This window comes from Salarchaeum sp. III (assembly GCF_036418315.1).
Lineage (GTDB): Archaea > Halobacteriota > Halobacteria > Halobacteriales > Halobacteriaceae > Salarchaeum.
Map to the genome: position 1 here is coordinate 18,862 of NZ_JAZHPG010000010.1, position 17,836 is coordinate 36,697.

At 66.1% G+C, this 17,836-nt stretch carries 22 protein-coding genes and 2 tRNA genes; 10 read left to right on the forward strand and 14 right to left on the reverse strand.

The window, feature by feature from the left end; genetic code table 11:
* The first annotated feature begins 35 nt into the window (after window positions 1-35).
* Window positions 36-110 (forward strand) — tRNA-Met (locus tag U3A55_RS00645).
* A 379-nt stretch (window positions 111-489) separates the two neighbouring features.
* Window positions 490-2,724, forward strand: coding sequence for a DUF2298 domain-containing protein (locus U3A55_RS00650; RefSeq protein WP_330989585.1), 2,235 nt, complete (start codon window positions 490-492; stop codon window positions 2,722-2,724).
* Here U3A55_RS00650 and U3A55_RS00655 read toward each other — a convergent pair.
* Both U3A55_RS00655 and U3A55_RS00660 read right to left on the reverse strand, forming a co-directional pair.
* Window positions 2,721-2,984 (reverse strand): HAH_0734 family protein, encoded by a 264-nt coding sequence (locus U3A55_RS00655; protein WP_330989586.1) that lies wholly within the window; start codon window positions 2,982-2,984, stop codon window positions 2,721-2,723. The two genes, U3A55_RS00650 and U3A55_RS00655, sit on opposite strands and share 4 nt — an antisense overlap.
* Window positions 2,985-3,009: 25 nt before the next feature.
* Entirely contained in the window at window positions 3,010-4,002 is a 993-nt protein-coding gene (locus U3A55_RS00660; RefSeq protein ID WP_330989587.1) for a hypothetical protein, read from the reverse strand.
* 117 nt (window positions 4,003-4,119) lie between these two features.
* Here U3A55_RS00660 and U3A55_RS00665 point away from each other — a divergent pair, with 117 nt between their 5' ends.
* From U3A55_RS00665 to U3A55_RS00685, 5 genes are read left to right on the forward strand one after another with little or no spacing between them, the layout of a single operon-like run.
* The gene (locus U3A55_RS00665) at window positions 4,120-4,404 is read left to right on the forward strand and encodes a 50S ribosomal protein L44e (RefSeq protein WP_145848056.1); all 285 of its coding nucleotides are present in this window, start codon (window positions 4,120-4,122) and stop codon (window positions 4,402-4,404) included.
* Entirely contained in the window at window positions 4,404-4,577 is a 174-nt protein-coding gene (locus U3A55_RS00670) for a 30S ribosomal protein S27e (protein ID WP_145848054.1), read from the forward strand. Before U3A55_RS00665 ends, U3A55_RS00670 begins: the two co-directional genes overlap by 1 nt.
* Window positions 4,574-5,377: a translation initiation factor IF-2 subunit alpha gene (locus tag U3A55_RS00675; protein ID WP_330989588.1), complete on the forward strand. Its 804-nt coding sequence runs from the start codon at window positions 4,574-4,576 to the stop codon at window positions 5,375-5,377. The genes U3A55_RS00670 and U3A55_RS00675 overlap by 4 nt, the downstream gene beginning before the upstream one ends.
* Window positions 5,374-5,544, forward strand: coding sequence for an RNA-protein complex protein Nop10 (locus U3A55_RS00680; RefSeq protein WP_330989589.1), 171 nt, complete (start codon window positions 5,374-5,376; stop codon window positions 5,542-5,544). The genes U3A55_RS00675 and U3A55_RS00680 overlap by 4 nt, the downstream gene beginning before the upstream one ends.
* A 4-nt stretch (window positions 5,545-5,548) precedes the next feature.
* The gene (locus U3A55_RS00685) at window positions 5,549-6,304 is read left to right on the forward strand and encodes a proteasome assembly chaperone family protein (protein ID WP_330989590.1); all 756 of its coding nucleotides are present in this window, start codon (window positions 5,549-5,551) and stop codon (window positions 6,302-6,304) included.
* 7 nt (window positions 6,305-6,311) lie between these two features.
* On the opposite strand, the gene U3A55_RS00690 is transcribed toward U3A55_RS00685, so the two are convergent.
* Entirely contained in the window at window positions 6,312-7,091 is a 780-nt protein-coding gene (locus U3A55_RS00690; RefSeq protein WP_330989591.1) for a DUF7839 domain-containing protein, read from the reverse strand.
* Window positions 7,092-7,211: 120 nt separating this feature from the next.
* Here U3A55_RS00690 and U3A55_RS00695 point away from each other — a divergent pair, with 120 nt between their 5' ends.
* From U3A55_RS00695 to U3A55_RS00705, 3 genes are read left to right on the forward strand one after another with little or no spacing between them, the layout of a single operon-like run.
* Window positions 7,212-8,405, forward strand: coding sequence for a threonine synthase (locus tag U3A55_RS00695; RefSeq protein WP_330989592.1), 1,194 nt, complete (start codon window positions 7,212-7,214; stop codon window positions 8,403-8,405).
* Window positions 8,406-8,455: 50 nt separating this feature from the next.
* Window positions 8,456-9,124 (forward strand): metal-dependent transcriptional regulator, encoded by a 669-nt coding sequence (locus tag U3A55_RS00700; RefSeq protein WP_330989613.1) that lies wholly within the window; start codon window positions 8,456-8,458, stop codon window positions 9,122-9,124.
* Window positions 9,121-9,855: a TMEM165/GDT1 family protein gene (locus tag U3A55_RS00705; protein WP_330989593.1), complete on the forward strand. Its 735-nt coding sequence runs from the start codon at window positions 9,121-9,123 to the stop codon at window positions 9,853-9,855. The genes U3A55_RS00700 and U3A55_RS00705 overlap by 4 nt, the downstream gene beginning before the upstream one ends.
* Here the strand turns inward: U3A55_RS00705 and U3A55_RS00710 are convergent.
* The 11 genes from U3A55_RS00710 to U3A55_RS00760 all read right to left on the reverse strand — a co-directional run bounded on the left by U3A55_RS00710 (window position 9,852) and on the right by U3A55_RS00760 (window position 17,822).
* Window positions 9,852-10,538, reverse strand: coding sequence for an HD domain-containing protein (locus tag U3A55_RS00710; RefSeq protein ID WP_330989594.1), 687 nt, complete (start codon window positions 10,536-10,538; stop codon window positions 9,852-9,854). The two genes, U3A55_RS00705 and U3A55_RS00710, sit on opposite strands and share 4 nt — an antisense overlap.
* 113 nt (window positions 10,539-10,651) lie before the next feature.
* Entirely contained in the window at window positions 10,652-10,969 is a 318-nt protein-coding gene (locus tag U3A55_RS00715) for a hypothetical protein (RefSeq protein ID WP_330989595.1), read from the reverse strand.
* Window positions 10,970-11,131: 162 nt separating this feature from the next.
* Window positions 11,132-11,235, reverse strand: a tRNA-Gln gene (locus U3A55_RS00720).
* Between the two features lie 104 nt (window positions 11,236-11,339).
* Window positions 11,340-12,077, reverse strand: coding sequence for an HNH endonuclease (locus U3A55_RS00725; RefSeq protein ID WP_330989596.1), 738 nt, complete (start codon window positions 12,075-12,077; stop codon window positions 11,340-11,342).
* A 47-nt stretch (window positions 12,078-12,124) separates the two neighbouring features.
* Complete coding sequence (locus tag U3A55_RS00730; protein ID WP_330989597.1) at window positions 12,125-12,472, reverse strand: hypothetical protein; 348 nt, start codon at window positions 12,470-12,472, stop codon at window positions 12,125-12,127.
* Window positions 12,473-12,509: 37 nt separating this feature from the next.
* Window positions 12,510-12,950, reverse strand: a complete 441-nt coding sequence (locus U3A55_RS00735; RefSeq protein ID WP_330989598.1) for a metal-dependent transcriptional regulator — start codon at window positions 12,948-12,950, stop codon at window positions 12,510-12,512.
* A 193-nt stretch (window positions 12,951-13,143) separates the two neighbouring features.
* A complete protein-coding gene (locus U3A55_RS00740) occupies window positions 13,144-13,638 on the reverse strand; it encodes a ferritin-like domain-containing protein (RefSeq protein WP_330989599.1) in 495 nt (164 codons plus the stop codon).
* Window positions 13,639-13,689: 51 nt separating this feature from the next.
* Window positions 13,690-14,187, reverse strand: a complete 498-nt coding sequence (locus U3A55_RS00745) for a GNAT family N-acetyltransferase (protein ID WP_330989600.1) — start codon at window positions 14,185-14,187, stop codon at window positions 13,690-13,692.
* Window positions 14,188-14,220: 33 nt separating this feature from the next.
* Complete coding sequence (gene sufD / locus U3A55_RS00750; protein ID WP_330989601.1) at window positions 14,221-15,483, reverse strand: Fe-S cluster assembly protein SufD; 1,263 nt, start codon at window positions 15,481-15,483, stop codon at window positions 14,221-14,223.
* Window positions 15,480-16,907 (reverse strand): Fe-S cluster assembly protein SufB, encoded by a 1,428-nt coding sequence (sufB, locus tag U3A55_RS00755; protein WP_330989603.1) that lies wholly within the window; start codon window positions 16,905-16,907, stop codon window positions 15,480-15,482. Before sufB ends, sufD begins: the two co-directional genes overlap by 4 nt.
* Window positions 16,908-16,916: 9 nt before the next feature.
* A complete protein-coding gene (locus U3A55_RS00760; protein WP_330989614.1) occupies window positions 16,917-17,822 on the reverse strand; it encodes an ABC transporter ATP-binding protein in 906 nt (301 codons plus the stop codon).
* Window positions 17,823-17,836 lie beyond the last annotated feature (14 nt).

Consider the following 17,836-nt stretch of genomic DNA (forward strand, 5'->3'; position numbering starts at 1 on the left):
CAACCCTTATTCGTCGCACTCGACTACGAACTGGTAGCGGGATGGGATAGCCAGGAGATTCCGCCGGGCTCATAACCCGGAGATCGGTAGTTCAAATCTACCTCCCGCTACTTCTGACGTAAACACCGAGCGCACTCGTGGGTGCGTTCGGTCGTGAATGAAGCCGTACGCGAGTAGATTTGTGCGCCCAGTCAGTCGCAGCGCGAGCGCGGCGAGCGATCGTCTGACGTTGGTTCAAAGCTACCTCCCGCTATTCTTCGAGCGAATATTTTCCGTCGCAGAGTTCGTCTCCGCGACTCCCATGAGCGAATGAGTGAGATGAGTAGATTTGAATCAGGGAGTGGAGCGTACGCGGAACGACCGAGGTTCAAATCTACCTCCCGCTACTTCTGACGTGACTTCCTTTGCGCAGTCGTAGCTGTTCGAGTTTCTGTCCGTCCTTCTCGGATATCCCAAAGCGTATGCCGTCGGCCCGGGGTGTTGGTGGTGATGGAGTACGGGGTCGTCGCGGTCTGGTGGGTGTTGTTGGTGGCGGTCCTCGGACTCGGGGTGCCGGCGGCGTCGCGGCTGCTGCCGGACGCGCGCGACGGCGGAGCGTTCGTCGCGCTCCCCGTTGTGGTGGTCTGCGTGACGGTGCCCGTTCTCTGGCTCGGCCGCGTTTCGTTCGGCCTACCGGTGATTCTCGGCGTGCTCGCGGTGTTCGTGGGCGTGTCGCTGTGGCTTGCGCGGAACGGGCTGGACGTGGACGGTCGCGCGCTCGCGGCGACGGTGGGCGTGTTCTCGGTCGCGTTCCTGTTCCTGATAGCGGTGCGTGCCGCCGACCCCGGTGTGTACGCGGGCGGCGGTGAGAAGTTCCTGGACTACGGCCTCCTGCGGTCGCTCCTCCGCGGGGACAGCCTGCCGCCCGAGGACTTCTGGTTCGCGGGCGAGCACGTCGTCTACTACTACGGCGGCCACCTCGTCGCCGCACTTTTCACGACGCTCGCGGGCACCGACCCGCGGTTCGCGTACGGCCCCGCGCTCGCGTCGTTCTACGCGATGGCCGTCACCGCCGTCTTCGGGTTCGGCCGCGAACTCGCTCGCCACCGCGGCTATCGGCCGCTCGCCGGTGGCGTGCTCGCGGCGCTTTTGTTCGGTCTCGCGAGCAACCTCCGAACGCCCGTTCGCGTGGTCGTCACGCTCCTCCCGGACGGTCTCGGTCACTGGCTCGCCGGCCTCGTCGACGTTCCCTACGAAACGGCTGCTATCGACCCGGGGGCGTTCTCGTACTGGCCGGCGAGCCGCGTCATCCCCGGCACTGTCAACGAGTTCCCGCTGTTCGCGTACCTGAACGGCGACCTGCACGCGCACATGATGAGCGTCACCGTGCTGGTCGCGGCGCTCGCAGTGCTCTATGCGTACTGGCACACCGACGGCGTGTGGCGGCGGCGCCTCCTCCTGTACGGTGCGTTCCCGCCCGCTCTCGGTCTTCTGCTCGCGACGAACACGTGGAGCTTCCCCACTGGGGTCGGTCTCGCGTGGCTCGCACTCGCGCTCGCCCCGCGCGCACCGTGGACGCTCCTCCCCGCGCGCATCCGCCCTGCGCTCGACGGCGTTCGCGCGGAAGTCGCTCGTCCGGTCGTCGCGTTGTTCCTCGTGCTTCCGGTGGTTCCGCTCGCGCTCGCGTGGACGTGGCCGTTCGTCTCCACGGTCCTCCTCACGGGCGCGAGCAAACAGACGCTCGCCGTCCTCCCGGAACGCAGCCCGCTCGGCCCGTTCGTGCTCGTGCACGGCGCGTTCCTCGCCGTCTTCGCCGCATATCTCGCCCGGAAGACCGCACGTGACACCGATGCTCGCGTGCTCACCGTCGCGGCCGTCGCGGTCTGCCTCGCGCTCGCGGCGTTCGGCTGGCTGTTCGACCTCGTCGGCCTCGCACTCGTCGGCCCGCTCGTCGTCGCGGGCTGGTACGTTCTCCGCCGGCGGGACGCGGGGTACGAAACGATGCTCGTCGTCGCGGGGGCGGGTCTCGTCGTGCTCGTGGAGTTCGCGTACCTGAACGACGCCGCGGGCGCGGGCCGGTTCAACACCGTGTTCAAGACGTACGCGCAGGTGTGGGCGCTCTGGGCCATCGCCGGCGGTGTCGCGCTCGCCGGATTCCTCCCGCACGCCCGCGACCGACTCACGGACGTTCGGAACCTCGACCGTGCGAGCGCGCTCCGCGTCGCGCTCGTCGCCCTGCTCGTCTGCTCGCTCTGCGTGCCGTACGCGTCGCTCTCGCTCTCCGGACACTTCGCCGACATGGGCGACCCGTCGCTCGACGCGTTCGAGACCGCGGAGGACTACCACCCCTATGAGGCCGCCGCTATCGAGTGGATGGACGAGAACATCGACGGCCAGCCGACCATCGTCTCCCGGCCGAGTACCGACATCTACCAGTGGGCGAACCCCGCGTCGAGCCTCACCGGCATCCCGACTGTCGCCGGATGGGTGCACGCGCGGAACTACCACGACGCCGAGACCTACGACCGCCGCGTTCGCGATGTGGAGTTCCTCTACACGCTCGACAGCGCGGAATCCCGGGCGGTCCTCCTCGACTACTACGACGTACAGTACATCTACTACGGGCCGCTCGAACGCGACGCCTACGGCTCCGCCTCCTTCGATTCGGAACCCGGAATCAGGGTCGCCTACGAGAACGAGGAAGTGACCGTGTACGCCGTGAACCAGTCCGCGCTCGCGGCTTAGGTGCGCGCGCTCGCCGGGTCGACGACCGTCACGTCCGCCGCGTCCACGCGCTCCACGTCCAGCCACTGCGGGACGAAGTTCCGCTTCTCGAAGTCCTCGCGCTCGTCCTCGGTCCCCATCGTGCACCAGAGCTGGACGCGCTTCGGGCCGTGCCAGTCGCCGTTCCGCGAGATGCCGAAGAGGACCTGTTCCTCGCCGTCGTGCTCGATGACGGCGTCCTTCCCGACGCCCGGGTCCCCGTCGATGATGAGCCGCTTCATGCGTGGAGGTTCCGCGGGCGGCCGATTAAACGCTTCGCACTCCCCCGCGGTCGTACCGGCGGGCGAGCGCGAGCAGTCCGAGACCGGCGAGCGCGGCCGGGAGCGTGACGGTCAGCGCGACCAGCCACCACGGGACGACGACGCCGGGTGTGACGCCCGTGTCTGGGTAGGCCGTGACGAGCAGCCACGCGAAGAGCGCGACGAGGACGCCGACGAACCCGGTGCGTTCGAGTTGCTCTCGGCTGGACGCGATGCGGGGCGTACCGAGGAGTGCGGCGGAGAGGCTGAGGAGGCCGGCGAGCAAGAGGCCGAACCCGGGGCCGTAGAGCAGGGTGCCGCCCGCGGCGGTCTGGAGCGTCGACGCGCCGTACGTCGCGGCTACCGCGAGTTCGCCGCGAACGCCCGAGAGTGTAGCGTCCTCGGGCGCGAACGTGACGAGGCCGGACGCGACGCCGGCGGGACCGGCGCCCGTCGAGTCGTTCCACCGGACGGCGCTATCACGGACGGCCATCGCGGTCGGCGCGGCGGTGACGCGATACCCATCGGGCGCGTGTATCGTCACGTCCGCGCCGTCGGGCCGGTAGTCGTTCCCGTAGCCCGCGAACGGCGCGAACAGGACGCCGCCGCCCGGTCCGGTGTGGACGACGCTGTCGAGGCGGTACGTGACGACGAGCGTGTCTCCGTCGACGTGAGAGTGGAGCCCTGTGGTCGCGCGGCCGAACCGGTGGTCGAACGCTCGGTCGACGACGAGCCGTCTGAGCGTGGCGTTCTCGCGGAACGCGTCCGCGGTCTCGGGGTTGGTGTGGGTCGCGCGCTCCGTCCACGCGCTCGTGCCGTTCGCGGCGACGGAGACGGTGACGGAGACGTTCGTCACGTCCGATGCGGGGTAGTCGGCGCGGTCGCCCGCGAACGCCGGGAATCCGTCCACGTCTTCGGGCGGCGGACGGGCCGCGACCGGCGCGGCGACGCCGGCGACGACGAGCAGGAGGACGCACGCGAGGAGGGCGCGTCGGGACACGCGTGTGCGTACGACTCGCACGGCATTGGGTTTTCGGTGGGGGTGATGATGGACCGGGGTCGAACCGTGCGGATTTTAAGGCCCCCAGTCGAAGCAGACGACAAGAGTCGATTCACTATGCAGATGCCACGCCGCTTCAACACGTACTGCCCGCACTGCAACGAACACAATGAACACGAGGTCGAGAAAGTCCGCTCCGGCCGCACCTCCGGCATGACGAAGGTCAACGGCCGCCAGCGCGACCGCAAAACCTCCCGCATCGGGAACTCCGGGAAGTTCTCGAAGGTCCCCGGTGGCGACAAGCCCACCAAGAAGACGGACCTCAAGTACCGCTGCAACGAGTGTGGGAAGGCCCACCTCCGCGAGGGATGGCGCGCAGGCCGACTGGAGCTTCAGGAATAATGCCCGGGAACTTCTACAGCGTCGAATGTCCGGACTGTGAGAACGAACAGATCGTCTTCGGGAAAGCCTCCAGCGAGGTCGCGTGCGCCGTCTGCGGGACGACGCTCGCACGACCGACCGGCGGGGAGGCCGACATCGAGGGCGACGTCCTCGAAACCGTCGAGACTCGATGAAGTACGAAGGCTGGCCCGAGCCCGGTGAACTCGTCGTCGGAAAGGTCGACGAGATCGAGGACTTCGGCGTGTTCGTCGACCTCGAGGAGTACAAGGACAAGCGCGGGCTGGTCCACATCAGCGAGGTCGCGTCCGGCTGGATCAAGAACGTCCGCGACCACGTCCGCGAGGGACAGACCGTCGTCGCGAAAGTCCTCGACGTGGACCGGGACGCCCAGCAGATCGACCTCTCCATCAAGGACGTCAACGACCACCAGCGCTCGGACGCCATCCAGGACTGGAAGAACGAGCAGAAGGCCGATAAGTGGATGAGCATCGCGTTCGGCGAGGACATGGCGGACGACCAGTTCCGCGACATCGCGAACGAACTCATCGCCGAGTTCGGCAGCCTCTACCAGGGCTTCGAACAGGCCGCCATCCACGGACCGGAGGCGCTCGAACCCACCGACCTGGACGACGACGACATCGACGCTATCGTCTCCACCGCCCGCGACAACGTCTCCGTTCCCTACGTCACTGTGACCGGGTACGTTCACCTCGAATCCTCGGACGGGGACGGCGTGGACGACATCAAGGAGGCGCTGCAGGCCGCGGAAGGAAACGGCGAGATTCCGGACGAAATCGACCTGGACGTGACGTACGTCGGGTCGCCGGAGTACCGCATCAAGGTGCAGGCGCCGAACTACAAGACCGCGGAGGACGAACTCGAAGCGAGCGCCGCCCGCGCAACCGACGCTATCGCCGCGGCCGGCGGGACCGGTGAGTTCCACCGCGACCGGCAGCTCGACGAAGACCAGTGAAGTCCGACATCCGGGTGTGCCGCGACCACGACCGCCCGGTGTACACACTCTCTTCTACCTGTCCCGAGTGCGGGCGCGAGACTGAGAACAGCGCGCCAGCGCCGTTCAACCCCGAGGACCCGTACGGGGAGTACCGACGCGCTCTTAAGAGACGCGTCCGGGACTAAGGACATGGAAGAACTCGAAGTCGAGACGGTCGCGGACGCTGACCTCTCCGACCCCGTGTTCGTCGAGGGGCTGCCGGGCGTCGGGCACGTCGGGAAGCTCGTGGCCGAGCACATCGTGGAGGAGGGGGAGAGCACGCTCGTTCGACGCGTGTACTCGGAGCACTTCCCGCCGCAGGTGACGGTCGGGGACGAGGGCGTCGCGGAGCTCGCGCACGTCGAGGTGCACGCCGTCGAGACGGACGGCCGCGACCTCCTCGTGCTCACGGGCGACCATCAGGCGCAGGAGAACGCCGGACACTACCGAGTTACGGACGCCTTTCTCGACATCGCGGAGGAGTTCGACGCCACCGAACTGTTCGCGCTCGGCGGCGTTCCCACCGGCGAACTCATCGAGGAGTACGGCGTCGTCGGCGCCGTCAGCGACGAATCGCTCAAGGCTGACCTCGAGGACGCTGGTGTCGAGTTCCGCTCGGAGGAACCCGCGGGCGGCATCGTCGGCACGAGCGGGCTCCTCCTCGGTCTCGGTGGCCGCCGCGGGTTCGACGCCGCCTGCCTGATGGGTGAGACCTCGGGATACCTCGTCGACCCGAAGAGCGCGAAAGCCGTGCTCGAAGTCCTCGAAGCCCTTCTCGGGTTCGACGTGGATTTCGACGCGCTGGACGAACGCGCGGACGAGATGGAGGACGTGGTCGAGCAGATGCAGCAGATGGAACAGGGCCCCAGTCCGGGAAGCGAGGACGACCTTCGGTACATCGGATAACGTTCTTCTAGAGGTCGACGACTTCGTAGGTCGCGCCGGCGTCCCGGAGGGGGTCGGTGACGCGGCCGACGGCGTCCGCGGTGGCGACGACGACGACGTCGAGGCCGCGGCTCGCGGCGTCGGCGGCCACGTCGCCGGCGGCGAACGTGGTCGCGGGTTCGGTGTCGGTCTTCCGGAGCGCGACGACGGCTTCGACGCCGGCGGCGAGCACGAGGTCCGCGGCCGCGACTTCCGCGTCGAGTTCGTCGAGCGCGACCTCGCTGCTGCCGCCGGAGCGGACGGGCGGCACCTGGTAGACGGTGACTGTGCCGGGCGCGAGGTCGATGATGCCCTCGAAGCCCGTGACGCCCACGTCCTCGCCTGCGGCGGCGTCCGTGGTCGCGACGCCGGTCGCCGGCCCGTGTTCGCCGGGCGTGGCGTGCAGCAGTCCTTCGCGCATGTCGAGCGTGACGGTGTCGCCCTGGCTGATGTCGCCGGTGGCGATGGCGGCGTCCTCCTGCACGCTCCCGAGCACGTCCTCGGTCACGCGGTCGGCGTACCGCCGCACGTCGTCCGCGGTCCGGAGGAGCCAGTCCACGCCCTCCTTCGTGATTCGGTAGCGCGACCGTCCCTCCTTCTCCACCAGGCCCTCCTCCGTGAGTTCCCGGATGTACTCGGAGACCGCCTGCGTCGTGACGCCGACGGCGTCCGCTATCTCGCCCTGACTCACCGCGGGTTGCCGGTCCGCGATTTCCACCAGAATCCGGAAGCGCGTCGAGGAGCGCTTATCGGAGAGCACGTCGGCCATACCCGAGTGGGCGGGTGGTGAGAAGAAAATAGCATCGGTCGCGCGAGCGAGTGCGACGCAGCAAGCGGTGGGTCGTCCCGCAAGGGTAACTCCTTTCGACGCGGGCCGTGGAGGTGGTGTATGGAGACGACTGAGGCGTTCATCGGACTGCGGTGTGTGGACTGTGGGGAGTTGTTCGACGCCGAGGAGGCGACGCATCGGTGTTCGGAGTGTGAGGGGATTCTCGACCCCGAGTACGACTTCGACGCGCTTGAGGTGTCGCGGGAGACGTTCGAGTCGCGGCGCTTCGATTCGATGTGGCGGTACGAGGAACTCCTGCCGTTCACGCGTGAGTCGGCGGTGTCGATGGACGAGGGGGCGACGGCGCTCGTGGAGGCGCCGAAGCTCGCGGGCGAACTCGGCGTCGGGCGCGTCCTCATCAAGGACGAGGGTCGGAATCCGACGGGGACGTTCAAGGACCGCGGGCAGACGGTGGCGGTGACGGCCGCTCGCCAGCACGGTGCGAGCGATGTGGCGCTGGCGTCGGCGGGGAACGCGGGGCAGGCGGCCGCGGCGTACGCGGCCCGCGCGGGCCTCGACGCGCACGTGTTCCTGCCGTCCCGGTCGGGGTTCACGCAGAAGGCGATGGTGAACGTGCACGGCGGCGACATGAACGTCGTCGAGGGCCGCATCGGGGACGCCGGCGCGGCGTACGAGGGCGCGATGGCGGAGAACCCCGAGTGGTACTCGGTGAAGACGTTCGTCACGCCGTACCGCCACGAGGGGAAGAAGACGATGCTGTACGAGACGGTCGAGCAGCTCGACTGGGAGGTCCCGGACGCGGTCGTCTACCCGACGGGCGGCGGCGTCGGATTGGTGGGGATGCACAAGGCCGCGACGGAACTCCGCGACCTTGGGCTCACAGACGACCTGCCGGCGATGTACGCGGCGCAGGCGGAGGGCTGTGCGCCGGTCGTGCGGGCGTTCGAGGAGGGCCGAGACGTGCACGAGCCGTGGCAGAACCCGGACACCATCTGCGGCGGTATCGAGATTCCCGACCCTGGCGCGAGCCCGTTGATTCTGGACGCGCTCCGGGAGTCCGGCGGCGGCGCGGTGGCGACGAGCGACCAGGACATCCTCGACTCCGCTATCACGGTCGCGCAGAACGAGGGTGTTGAGATGGGCGCGACGTGCGCCGCGGCGGCGTCCGGCGCGTGGGAACTCGCCCAGCGTGGCGAGTTCGACGAGGACGACACTATCGTGCTCCTGAACACGGGCCACGGCAGCAAGGACGATGACGTGCTGCGGAGCCACCTGATGAGCAAGGGCATCTAGTCGAGGGCACAAACTTCATAGTTAGACGGGGCTAACCCTGTCGTATCGTGATGCTCTCCGATGTGATGGAAGACTACCTGAAGACGGTCTATATGCTCCAGCGCGAGCACGGCCCGCCCGTCCGCACGTCCGCACTCGCGGACGCGCTCGACGTGACGTCGCCGACCGTGACCTCGATGCTGGAGAAACTGGAGGACCGCGGGTTCGTCGTCCGAGAGAAGTACAAGGGCGTCGAACTCACCGATGACGGCGAGACCGTCGCGCTCGAAGTGCTTCGCCACCACCGCCTCCTCGAAGCCTACCTCGCCGAACACCTCGACTACGAGTGGTCCGAAGTCCACGACGAGGCGGACGCGCTCGAACACCACATCAGCGAGGAGTTCGAACGACGCGTCGCCGACGCGCTCGGCGACCCCCGCGTCGACCCGCACGGCGACCCCATCCCGAGCGAAGACCTCACGCTCGCCGAGGACGACACCGTCTCGCTCGCGAGCGCTGAACCCGGCGACGAGGTGGTCGTCGCACGCGTGAGCGACCGCGACGACGAGGAACTCCGCTACCTTTCCGAGGTCGGCGTCGAACCCAACACGCGACTCACCGTCTCCGACACCACGCCCATCGGCACGCTCGTCCTCGACATCAATGGCGAGACGGTGACGCTCCCCGAATCGGTCGCCGCGACCATCCGCGTCCACCCCGCAGCCGAGGCACAGCCATGACCGCGAGCGGCCTGCAGGGAATCATCGAGCAGTACGCGCACTACGGGCCGTTCCTCGCCGCGTTCCTCGCAAACCTCCTCGCGACGTTCGGCGACAAAGGCCAACTCGCCGTCGTCACACTCGCTACGAAGTACGACGCGAAACGCATCTTCGTCGGCGCGATGGCCGCGTTCGCGGCGTGGAGCGCGCTCGAAGTCGTCTTCGGCAGCACAATCACGCGCGTCGTCCCCGCGTCCACGATGACCGTCGCCACCGGCGGCCTCTTCCTCGTGTTCGCCGCGTGGACGCTCCTGAACGTCCTCAACGCCGTTCGCGCCGACCCACTCACTCCCTACGACCCCGCGAGCCTCGTCCCCGCGTCGCTCCGTGGACTCACCGAGGGCCACGGCCCGACACTCACCGGCTTCACGTTCATCGGCCTCGCCGAGTTCGGGGATAAAACCCAACTCCTCACCATCGCGCTCGCCGCGACGTTCCCGAACTCACTCGTCTCCGTCTTCCTCGGCGTCGTCGCCGCGCTCGCGCTCCGCACCGGCGTCGACGCGCTCATCGGCGAACAAGCGGAGCGCGTCCTCCCCTCCCTCTACATCGAGGCCGCGTCCGCCGTCGTGTTCGCCGCGTTCGGCGTGTTCGTCTTTGGTCTCATCAGCGACATCGTGCTCATCATCGCGGTCGTCGCCGCGCTCTTCTTCTGCGTGGGCGCCGCCGTCGAACGCTCCCACACGGTTTAACGCCGGTCTTCGGTCTCCATCCGCGCGACCTCGCCCTCCAACCACTCCCGGAACCACCGTACACGCTTGAGTCGCTCGTGCGCGATGGACTCCGCGGCGTCGCTCTCAACGCGACTCACGGCTTCCTCGCCGCGCTCGTACACGCGCTCGATCATCTCCGCCGAATCCATGTGCGTGCGCGCCTCGTACCCCATCCGCAGCAACATCAACACGGCGCCGTTCGCGCCGACCTTATCGAGGAGGTCGGCCTCCACCAGACACCGCGCTTCCAGCGAGAGGTCCGCGAGCGGTCCCTGATAGGAGTGCTTCGCGATAGCGTCGCACACGCGGTCGACGAACGACGCCGGGTAGTCGCCGTGCGTCTCCAAGAACTCCCGGGCCACTCGCGCACCCTCCTCCGCGTGCACGTCCTGGTCCGCCTCCAGCTTCGCCACGTCGTGAAAGAGCGACGCCACCCGCACCACGTCAACGTCGGCACCCCCCTTTTGTGCGATCTCGACCGCGAGATCCGTCACGTTCAGGATGTGATTAAACCGGTACTCCGCGGAATGCCACGGATACCACCGCATCCGCCCCCCGCCGTCCTCGTTCTCCACGCTCGCCGCGAGGTAGTCCGAGACGAACGTCTTCATCTCCGCCAGTTCCTCCGACGAGACCGGCGAATCCCTTATCTCGACGCCCATCTCACCACCTCCGTTCGAATCCGATACGTACAACTCATTACGTAGATAAACGCTTGTTTCGCTCTTTAGCCTTTTGCAGGCCGCCCACATCCCCCAGAAGAAACCCCGACGCGCTAGTTCGCGCGCTCGCCCGGCAACCGCGCGTCCTCAATCGCGTGCTCGCACTCCAGCAACGCCTCCGTTCGGTCCTCCACGCCGTCGAGGTCAACCGACTCCACCACAGACCACCCGTCGTCGAACACCACCGCCTTCGCCCACGACGCCGTCACCAACACCACCGCCTCGCTCACCGACACCTCCTCCATCGACTCCGCCCGTACCGCCTCCTCCTGCTCCACCGGCACCACCAACTCGAACGCCTCCGACTCGTTCAACGCCGCCACCTCCTCCATACTCAACGCCCGCCCCGGCAACGACTCCAAGACACTCATACCCGTATCTCACTCCCGACGAGGAAAACCACTACGCTCCCCACGCAAAAAGGTTAAAAATTTGACAATAGTCCCGGGCGGATTCGAACCGCGAGAACTCGAATCCGCTCGTCCTCTGGGTGTCGAATCCGCTGAACTATTCGCTCGTCGTTCCTCGCAGAATAGTCCCGGGCGGATTCGAACCGCCGTCATGGGCTGTCTTCCCGGTACGCCTCGTACCGCACCGGTCCAAAGGCCCATATGATTGGCCACTACACCACGGGACTTCCCGTCACCCGGCCCCGCGTACCTCGCAGTTCCGTGGGAACTGCTCACCACTACGGGACTCTGTTTCGAATGTAGACGCGCGGCCGTACAAGAGAATTTCTCTTCACTGATCGCGCGGAAGTTCGACGAGTCCTTCTTCGACGCGGCGATGGCACGGCCGACAGAGCGCGACGACGTTGTCGAGTCGATGGGCGTCACTCGGGTTCTCGAATTCTCGAACGGGGCGGATGTGGTGTACGTCGGGGCGTCGTGGTAGTTGCCCCTCGCTCCGCAGACATCGTTGACACCGATACTGGTCTCGCCTGAGTGCTCGTCGTCGAACCCTCCACCACGTCCGTCCGTATTGAATCGGCCCGCCCGCCCACTGGTGATGCGTCTCCCCGACCACGTGCTCCGACAGCCACGCACCGTAACACGAACTGTCACAGAAGACACCGCGCGAGTTCGCTGCCCGGGAGGGAACGACAGTGTTCCCACTACCGCAGGCTGGACACTCCGTCACGACGCGCTCTCGCTCCGCCGGGTTCTCGGGAAGCAAGCCGTCCGCGTTCTCGACGCAGTCCGAGCAGTACACTCCCTTCTTTTCGGACGGATAGTAGTCGAACGTGTCGCCGCAGCGCTCACACGCAGCAGTCTCTTTTGCGTTCTGGTAGTTGCCGTTTTTCTCGCCGGCCTCGCTGTAACAGTCGTCGCAGTAGGTTCGGCGGGATTTCGGGTCGTAGAAATCGCGGTTGCAGTCTGCGCAGGTTCGGTTCGGGAGTGGGTCGCCGTGGACTTTCGTGTGGTGCTGGCGGACACCCTGTTCAGTAGGAAGCTGTTTCCCGCACGCCGGGCACTCCATACGCCGAACACGAACGCAGCGATATAGTCACTTTCGCCGATTCGGGGTTACCGGTCGGTTTCGTCGCCGCTCTCCACGTCAATTCGGGTGACGTCGCTCGACTCGCTGGTTTGGGTGCGGCCGCCGAAGATGGTGTCGCGGACGTCGCCCGCGAACGACTCCACTTGGGATTTGAGAGTGGAGACTTCGTCCTCGAACGTTTCGACGGAACGTTCGACGTAGTGAACGCGTTCGACCGGAATGCGGCGGACAACGTCCTTCCCGTCGTCCTCGTCGACCTTGAGAATCCAGTGGTCCTGGAAGTACGCGATGTTCTCGTTCTCGATTTCGCGTTCGACGGTTCCCTCGTCGGGGTCGTCGTAGACGATTTTCGCCGTGCCGAGGTCGTCTTCCATACGCCCACTTTGCGGGCGAGTGGTGTATGTGTGGCGGCTAGTCGTCCGCCTGAACGCCTTCGAGTTCCTCGACGAGCTTCCCGCACGCGTCGGCTTCGGGGTCGAAGCAGGCGGGACAGTCGGGTTCGCGGTCGATAATCATGTCGAGGCGGTCCGCGACCGTCTCGTCGATAACGGGTTCGAGCTGTCGCGCTTCCTCCCTGTATTCCTCGACGTCGAGGACGTTCGCGAGGAAGCGTTCGAGGATGCAGTACGTCCCGAGCGCCTCGACCGCGCGCGCCTCGCCGTCATCGGTGAGCGCGGCGCCCTTGTACTTCTCGTGCGTGACGAGACCGCGGTCTTCGAGTTTTCCGATCATCTCGTTCACGCTCGCGGGACTCACGTCCAGGCGGTCCGCGAGCGCGCCCGTCGACGCCGGGCCGTCCTCCAGCTGCTGGACGACGAAGACAGTTTTGAGGTACTGGTCGGCTGTGTTCACGGCGACCACCCCTGTAGGGCGCCGTGAGCACGCGAGACTTCCTGTCTCGTACGGTTCACGCGAACCACCTCGTGGTTCGCGTGAGCACGTCGCGCGCATCGCGTGCGACAGAGTTCACGGCGACCACCCCTGTAGGGCGCCGTGAGCACGCGAGGCCGATGGTATCGCTCGCCTCATTTCCCGCTCACCTCCGTCATACGCGGTCCTCCATGAGGTTCGCGACTTCTTCGACGCCCTCGGCCTCGGCCTGCCGGATGTCGCGAAGCACGCCGAGCAGGCTGTCGCGGGGGATGCTGAACTCCGCGTCGCTCGACTCGATGGCGTCGATGAGGTCGTCGTAGAACTTGTAGGCCGTTTCTTCGCCGTTCAGTTGGTCGTAGAGCACGCCGTCGAAGTCGTCGGGGCGCGTCTGTGCGTACTGGGCGTTCACGAGTGTTTGGATGTCGTCGAACGGAATGCTTTCCGCGTCCAATTCGTCGACGAGGGCTTCGAGGCGTTCGCGGTGACTGTGGGACTCCTCGCGGGCGTCCGCCAGGAGTTCCTCGATGCGTTCGTCGCGTTCGTCCACGGGGAGCCGCTGGTAGTGTTGGTACGCGCGGGCTTCCACGACTTCTTCGAGCACGATTCCGATCTGGAGGAGGCGCGCGAGCTGGTCGTCGGAATCCACGCGGGCGGCGACTGAACTCACGGTTCACCTCGGCGTCCGTCCGTCATACTCGATGGGTCGTTCCGCGCGAACTTAAACGGTGCCGTCCAGTCGCTTCGCGTACACCGCGTCCCGAGTGTCGAACTCGTTCGGCGTCTCCCGCACGAACTCGAACCCGCGCGCCTCGTAGAATCGGCGTGCACGGTCGTTCCCGGAGAGCACGACCAACCGAAGCCGTGACACGGAATCCGGGAGTCGAGACTCCGCCGCGTCGAGCAGTGCGGTGCCGACGCCAGCGCCGTAGTGTTCGGGGTGAACGTAGATGCGGTAGACGCTCCACGTGTCGGGGTCGTCCACCGGCCCGACCTCCACGAACCCGACCACAGCCTCGCGTTCCGCGACGAGGAACGCGGACTTCTCGCTCGCGATGGCGTTCCGGAGGTCGCGCTCCGTGTAGTGCTCCGCGAGGAACTCCGCCACACGCTCCTCGCCGATGAGCGGCGCGTGCGCGTCACGCCACGCCACGGCCGCTATCTCACGAACGCGCGCCGCATCCCCGCGAGCCGCGTCGCGGACGAGGCTGTCGCTCACACCGGCTAATCGCGGCCGCGAAAGAAAAAACCGCTAGTTGAGGCGTTCGTGGATGCGCTGCTGGAGGTCGTCGCGGAGCTCGTCCACTTTGATCTCTTCGAGGACGGGGACGTAGAACCCCTCGACGAGCATGTTCTTCGCCGTCTGCGGCGGGACCGCGCGGTTCTTCATGTAGAAGAGGTCCTCCTCGTCGATCTGACCGACCGTCGCGGAGTGACTGGCTTCCGTGTCGTGGTTGTTGATGATGAGCTTCGGCGACGCGTCCGCCTCGGACTCGTCGGACAACATCAGCGTGTTCTCGCGCTGATAGCTCGAGGTGTCCCAGGCGTCGCGGCCGACGTCCTGCGTGCCCTCGTAGACGGAGCGCGCGTGGTCGTCGATAACGCCACGGGTGACGAGGTCCGCAGTCGTGTGCTCGGCGCGATGCCAGACAGCGCTTTCGAGGTCGAAGTGCTGGTCGTCGTGCCCGAAGAACGCGCCGACGATCTGCGTCTCCGAACTGTCCCCGTTGAGTTCCGTGCTGACCGCGGTCTTCGTCAGCCGACTCCCGAGGTTGCCCTCGATCCAGTGTATCGTACTGTAGGTGTCGGCGTCACCGCGCTTCACGGTGTAGTTGTACGTCTGCTGGTCGAAGTCCTGCAGGCTCCCGTACTGGACGTACGAGTTCTCGCCCGCCGCGACCTCGACGATACCGGAGTAGTACCGCTCGCCGTCGGCTCGCGGTTCGTCACTGCTCGCTCGCTCGGAGTCGCTACGCGACTCCAGCTCCTCACCGGTGTCCTGTCGCTCCAGGATCGTCACGGAGGCGTTCTTCTCGGTGACGACGAGCGTGTAGTTGAACAGCGACCGGCCGTTCATCGTCGTCCGCACCTTCACGTCCTCCGCGTCCACGCCGCTCGGGACGTAGATGACGGTGCCGGTGGTGAACAGCGCCGTGGAGAGCGCAGTCAGTCGGTTCTCGGTGGTGGAAACGACGCTCCCGAAGTGCTCCTTTACGAGCGCTTCGAGGTCCGCGTCGTCGAGCGCGCGGTGGAACGGCACCACGGTCGCGTCCTCGTCGACTTCGAGGTCCTTCTCCTCGGTCTGCTCGTGCGGCTCCACGAGCGCCTCGAAGTCGAGGTCCTCGAGGTTCGTCCACTTCCGCCCCGGCGTCTGAATGACGCTCGGGTAGTCGAGACTGTCCAGTTCGTCGAGCGCGTCGAGGCGTGTTTCGAGGAGCCACTCCGGCTCGTTACGCTCTGCTGCGAGCTCTCGAACCGTCTCCTCGGTGATGCCGTCGTGGAGTTGCGTGCTCATCCGAGACTCCCCTCCATCTCCAGTTCGATGAGGCGGTTGAGTTCGACCGCGTACTCGATGGGCAGTTCCTCCGTAATGGGCTCGATGAAGCCGGCGACGATCATCTGCTTCGCGTCGTCGTCGTCCAGTCCGCGCGACTGGAGGTAGAACACGTCCTCGTCGCCGATTTTACCCACAGTCGCCTCGTGGGCGACATCGACCTTCGACTCGTTGATCTCCATGTACGGCATCGTGTCCGACGTGGATTCGTTGTCGAACATCAGCGCGTCACACTCCACCGAGGTGCTGGAGTTCTCCGCGCCGTCCGCGATGTGGACGAGGCCGCGGTAGTTCGTGCGGCCGCCGTCCTTCGAGATGCTCTTGGACTCGATAGTGGACTTCGTCTCGGGCGCGTTATGGTAGACTTTCGCGCCGGTGTCGATGTCCTGGTCCTCGCCCGCGAACGCGATGGTGATGTGGTTGTCCGTCGCACCGCGACCCTTGAGAATGGTGCAGGGGTAGAGCATCGTCGCCTTCGACCCCATGCTGCCGGACACCCACTCCATCGTGCCGTTCTCCTCGACGATAGCGCGCTTCGTGTTGAGGTTGTACGTGTTCTTCGACCAGTTCTGCACGGTCGAGTACTGCACGTGCGCGTCCTCGCCGACGAAGACTTCGACGCCACCACTGTGGAGGTTGTGCGTGCCGTACTTCGGCGCGCTACAGCCCTCGATGTAGTGGACTTCGCTTCCCTTCTCCGCGATGATGAGCGTGTGCTCGAACTGGCCCATGCCCTCGCTGTTCATGCGGAAGTACGCCTGAATCGGCATCTGAACCGTCACGTCCTCGGGGACGTAGACGAAGGAGCCGCCGGACCAGACGGCGCCGTGGAGCGCGGCGAACTTGTTGTCGCTCGGGGGCACGTTTTTCGTCATGAAGTGCTCCTTCACTTTCTCGGGGTGCTCCTGGACGGCCTTGTCCATGTCCATGAAGACGACCCCTTTTTCCTCCCACTGCTCCTGCATGTTCTGGTAGACGATCTCGGATTCGTACTGCGCGCCGACGCCCGAGAGCGCCTCCCGCTCGGCTTCCGGGATGCCGAGCTTCTCGAACGTGTCCTGAATCTCGTCCGGGAGGTCCTCCCAGTTCTCCGCGCCGCCCCGCGTCTCGATGTCGGGACGGATGTAGGGAACGATCTCCTCGATGTCGAGCTCGGTGAGGTCGGGCTGGCCCGGCCAGTCCGTCGGCAGCGGCATTTCCTGGTAGTGTTCGAGCGCGCGAAGACGCCGCTGCAGCATCCACTCGGGCTCGTCCTTGTCCTCCGAGATGAGACGGATGGTCTCCTCGGTCAGTCCTTTCCCCGACTCGAACGCCGAGCTCTCTTCTTTCTTGAACTCGAAGCGCGCTTCCGTGTCGGTGTCTTTGAGGTGTTCGTCTGAACTCATGATTGTATCTTAGGCCGCGCCGTAGACCTCGTCACGCACCCAGTCGTACCCCTTGTCTTCGAGCTTCTCCGCGATCTCGGGGCCGCCCTCCATCGCAATCTCGCCGTCGAGCATGATGTGAACCGTGTCAGGCTCGACGTAATCGAGGATGCGCTGGTAGTGCGTGATCTGGAGGATGCCGGTGTTCTGTTCGTCGCGCAGGGCGTTGATGCCGTCCGCGACGTCCTGCAGGCGGTCGATGTCGAGACCGCTGTCGATCTCGTCCAGCACCGCGATTGCGGGCTCCAGAATGGCCGCCTGAAGGACTTCGTTCTGTTTCTTCTCGCCGCCGGAGAACCCGGCGTTGAGGTAGCGCTGCGCGAACTTCTCGTCCATGTCGAGGAGCTCCATCTTCTCCGAGAGGAGCTGCTGGAACTCGGCGACGCCGACGTCGCCCTCGTCCGCGGGGCCCTCCATCGGGCTGGTGTCGTAGCCGGCTTCCTCCTCTTCTCCTTCCTCGTCCTCGCCGAACAGGAGTTCCTCGCGCTCTTCGAGTTTCGCGTTGAGCGCGGTACGGAGGAAGTTCGTCATCGTGACACCCTCGATTTCCGCGGGGTACTGGAACGCGAGGAACACGCCGAGCGCGGCGCGTTCGTTCGGCTCCATGGAGAGGAGGTCCCACTCGCGTGCGTCCTCCGGTATTTCGTCGACGTCACCGAAGTCGTCGTCGTCGAGCGTGAGTGTGATGGAGCCCTCCGTGACTTCGTAGGCGGGGTGGCCCGCGATGACCTTGGAGGTCGTGGACTTCCCGCTGCCGTTCGGACCCATCAGGGCGTGAATCTCGCCGGAGTCGACCTCGAGGTCGACACCGTTGAGAATCTTCTCGCCCTCCTCTGCGACTTCCGCGTGTACGTTCTGTAGTGTAAGCGTAGCCATGCCTTCAGTCATCT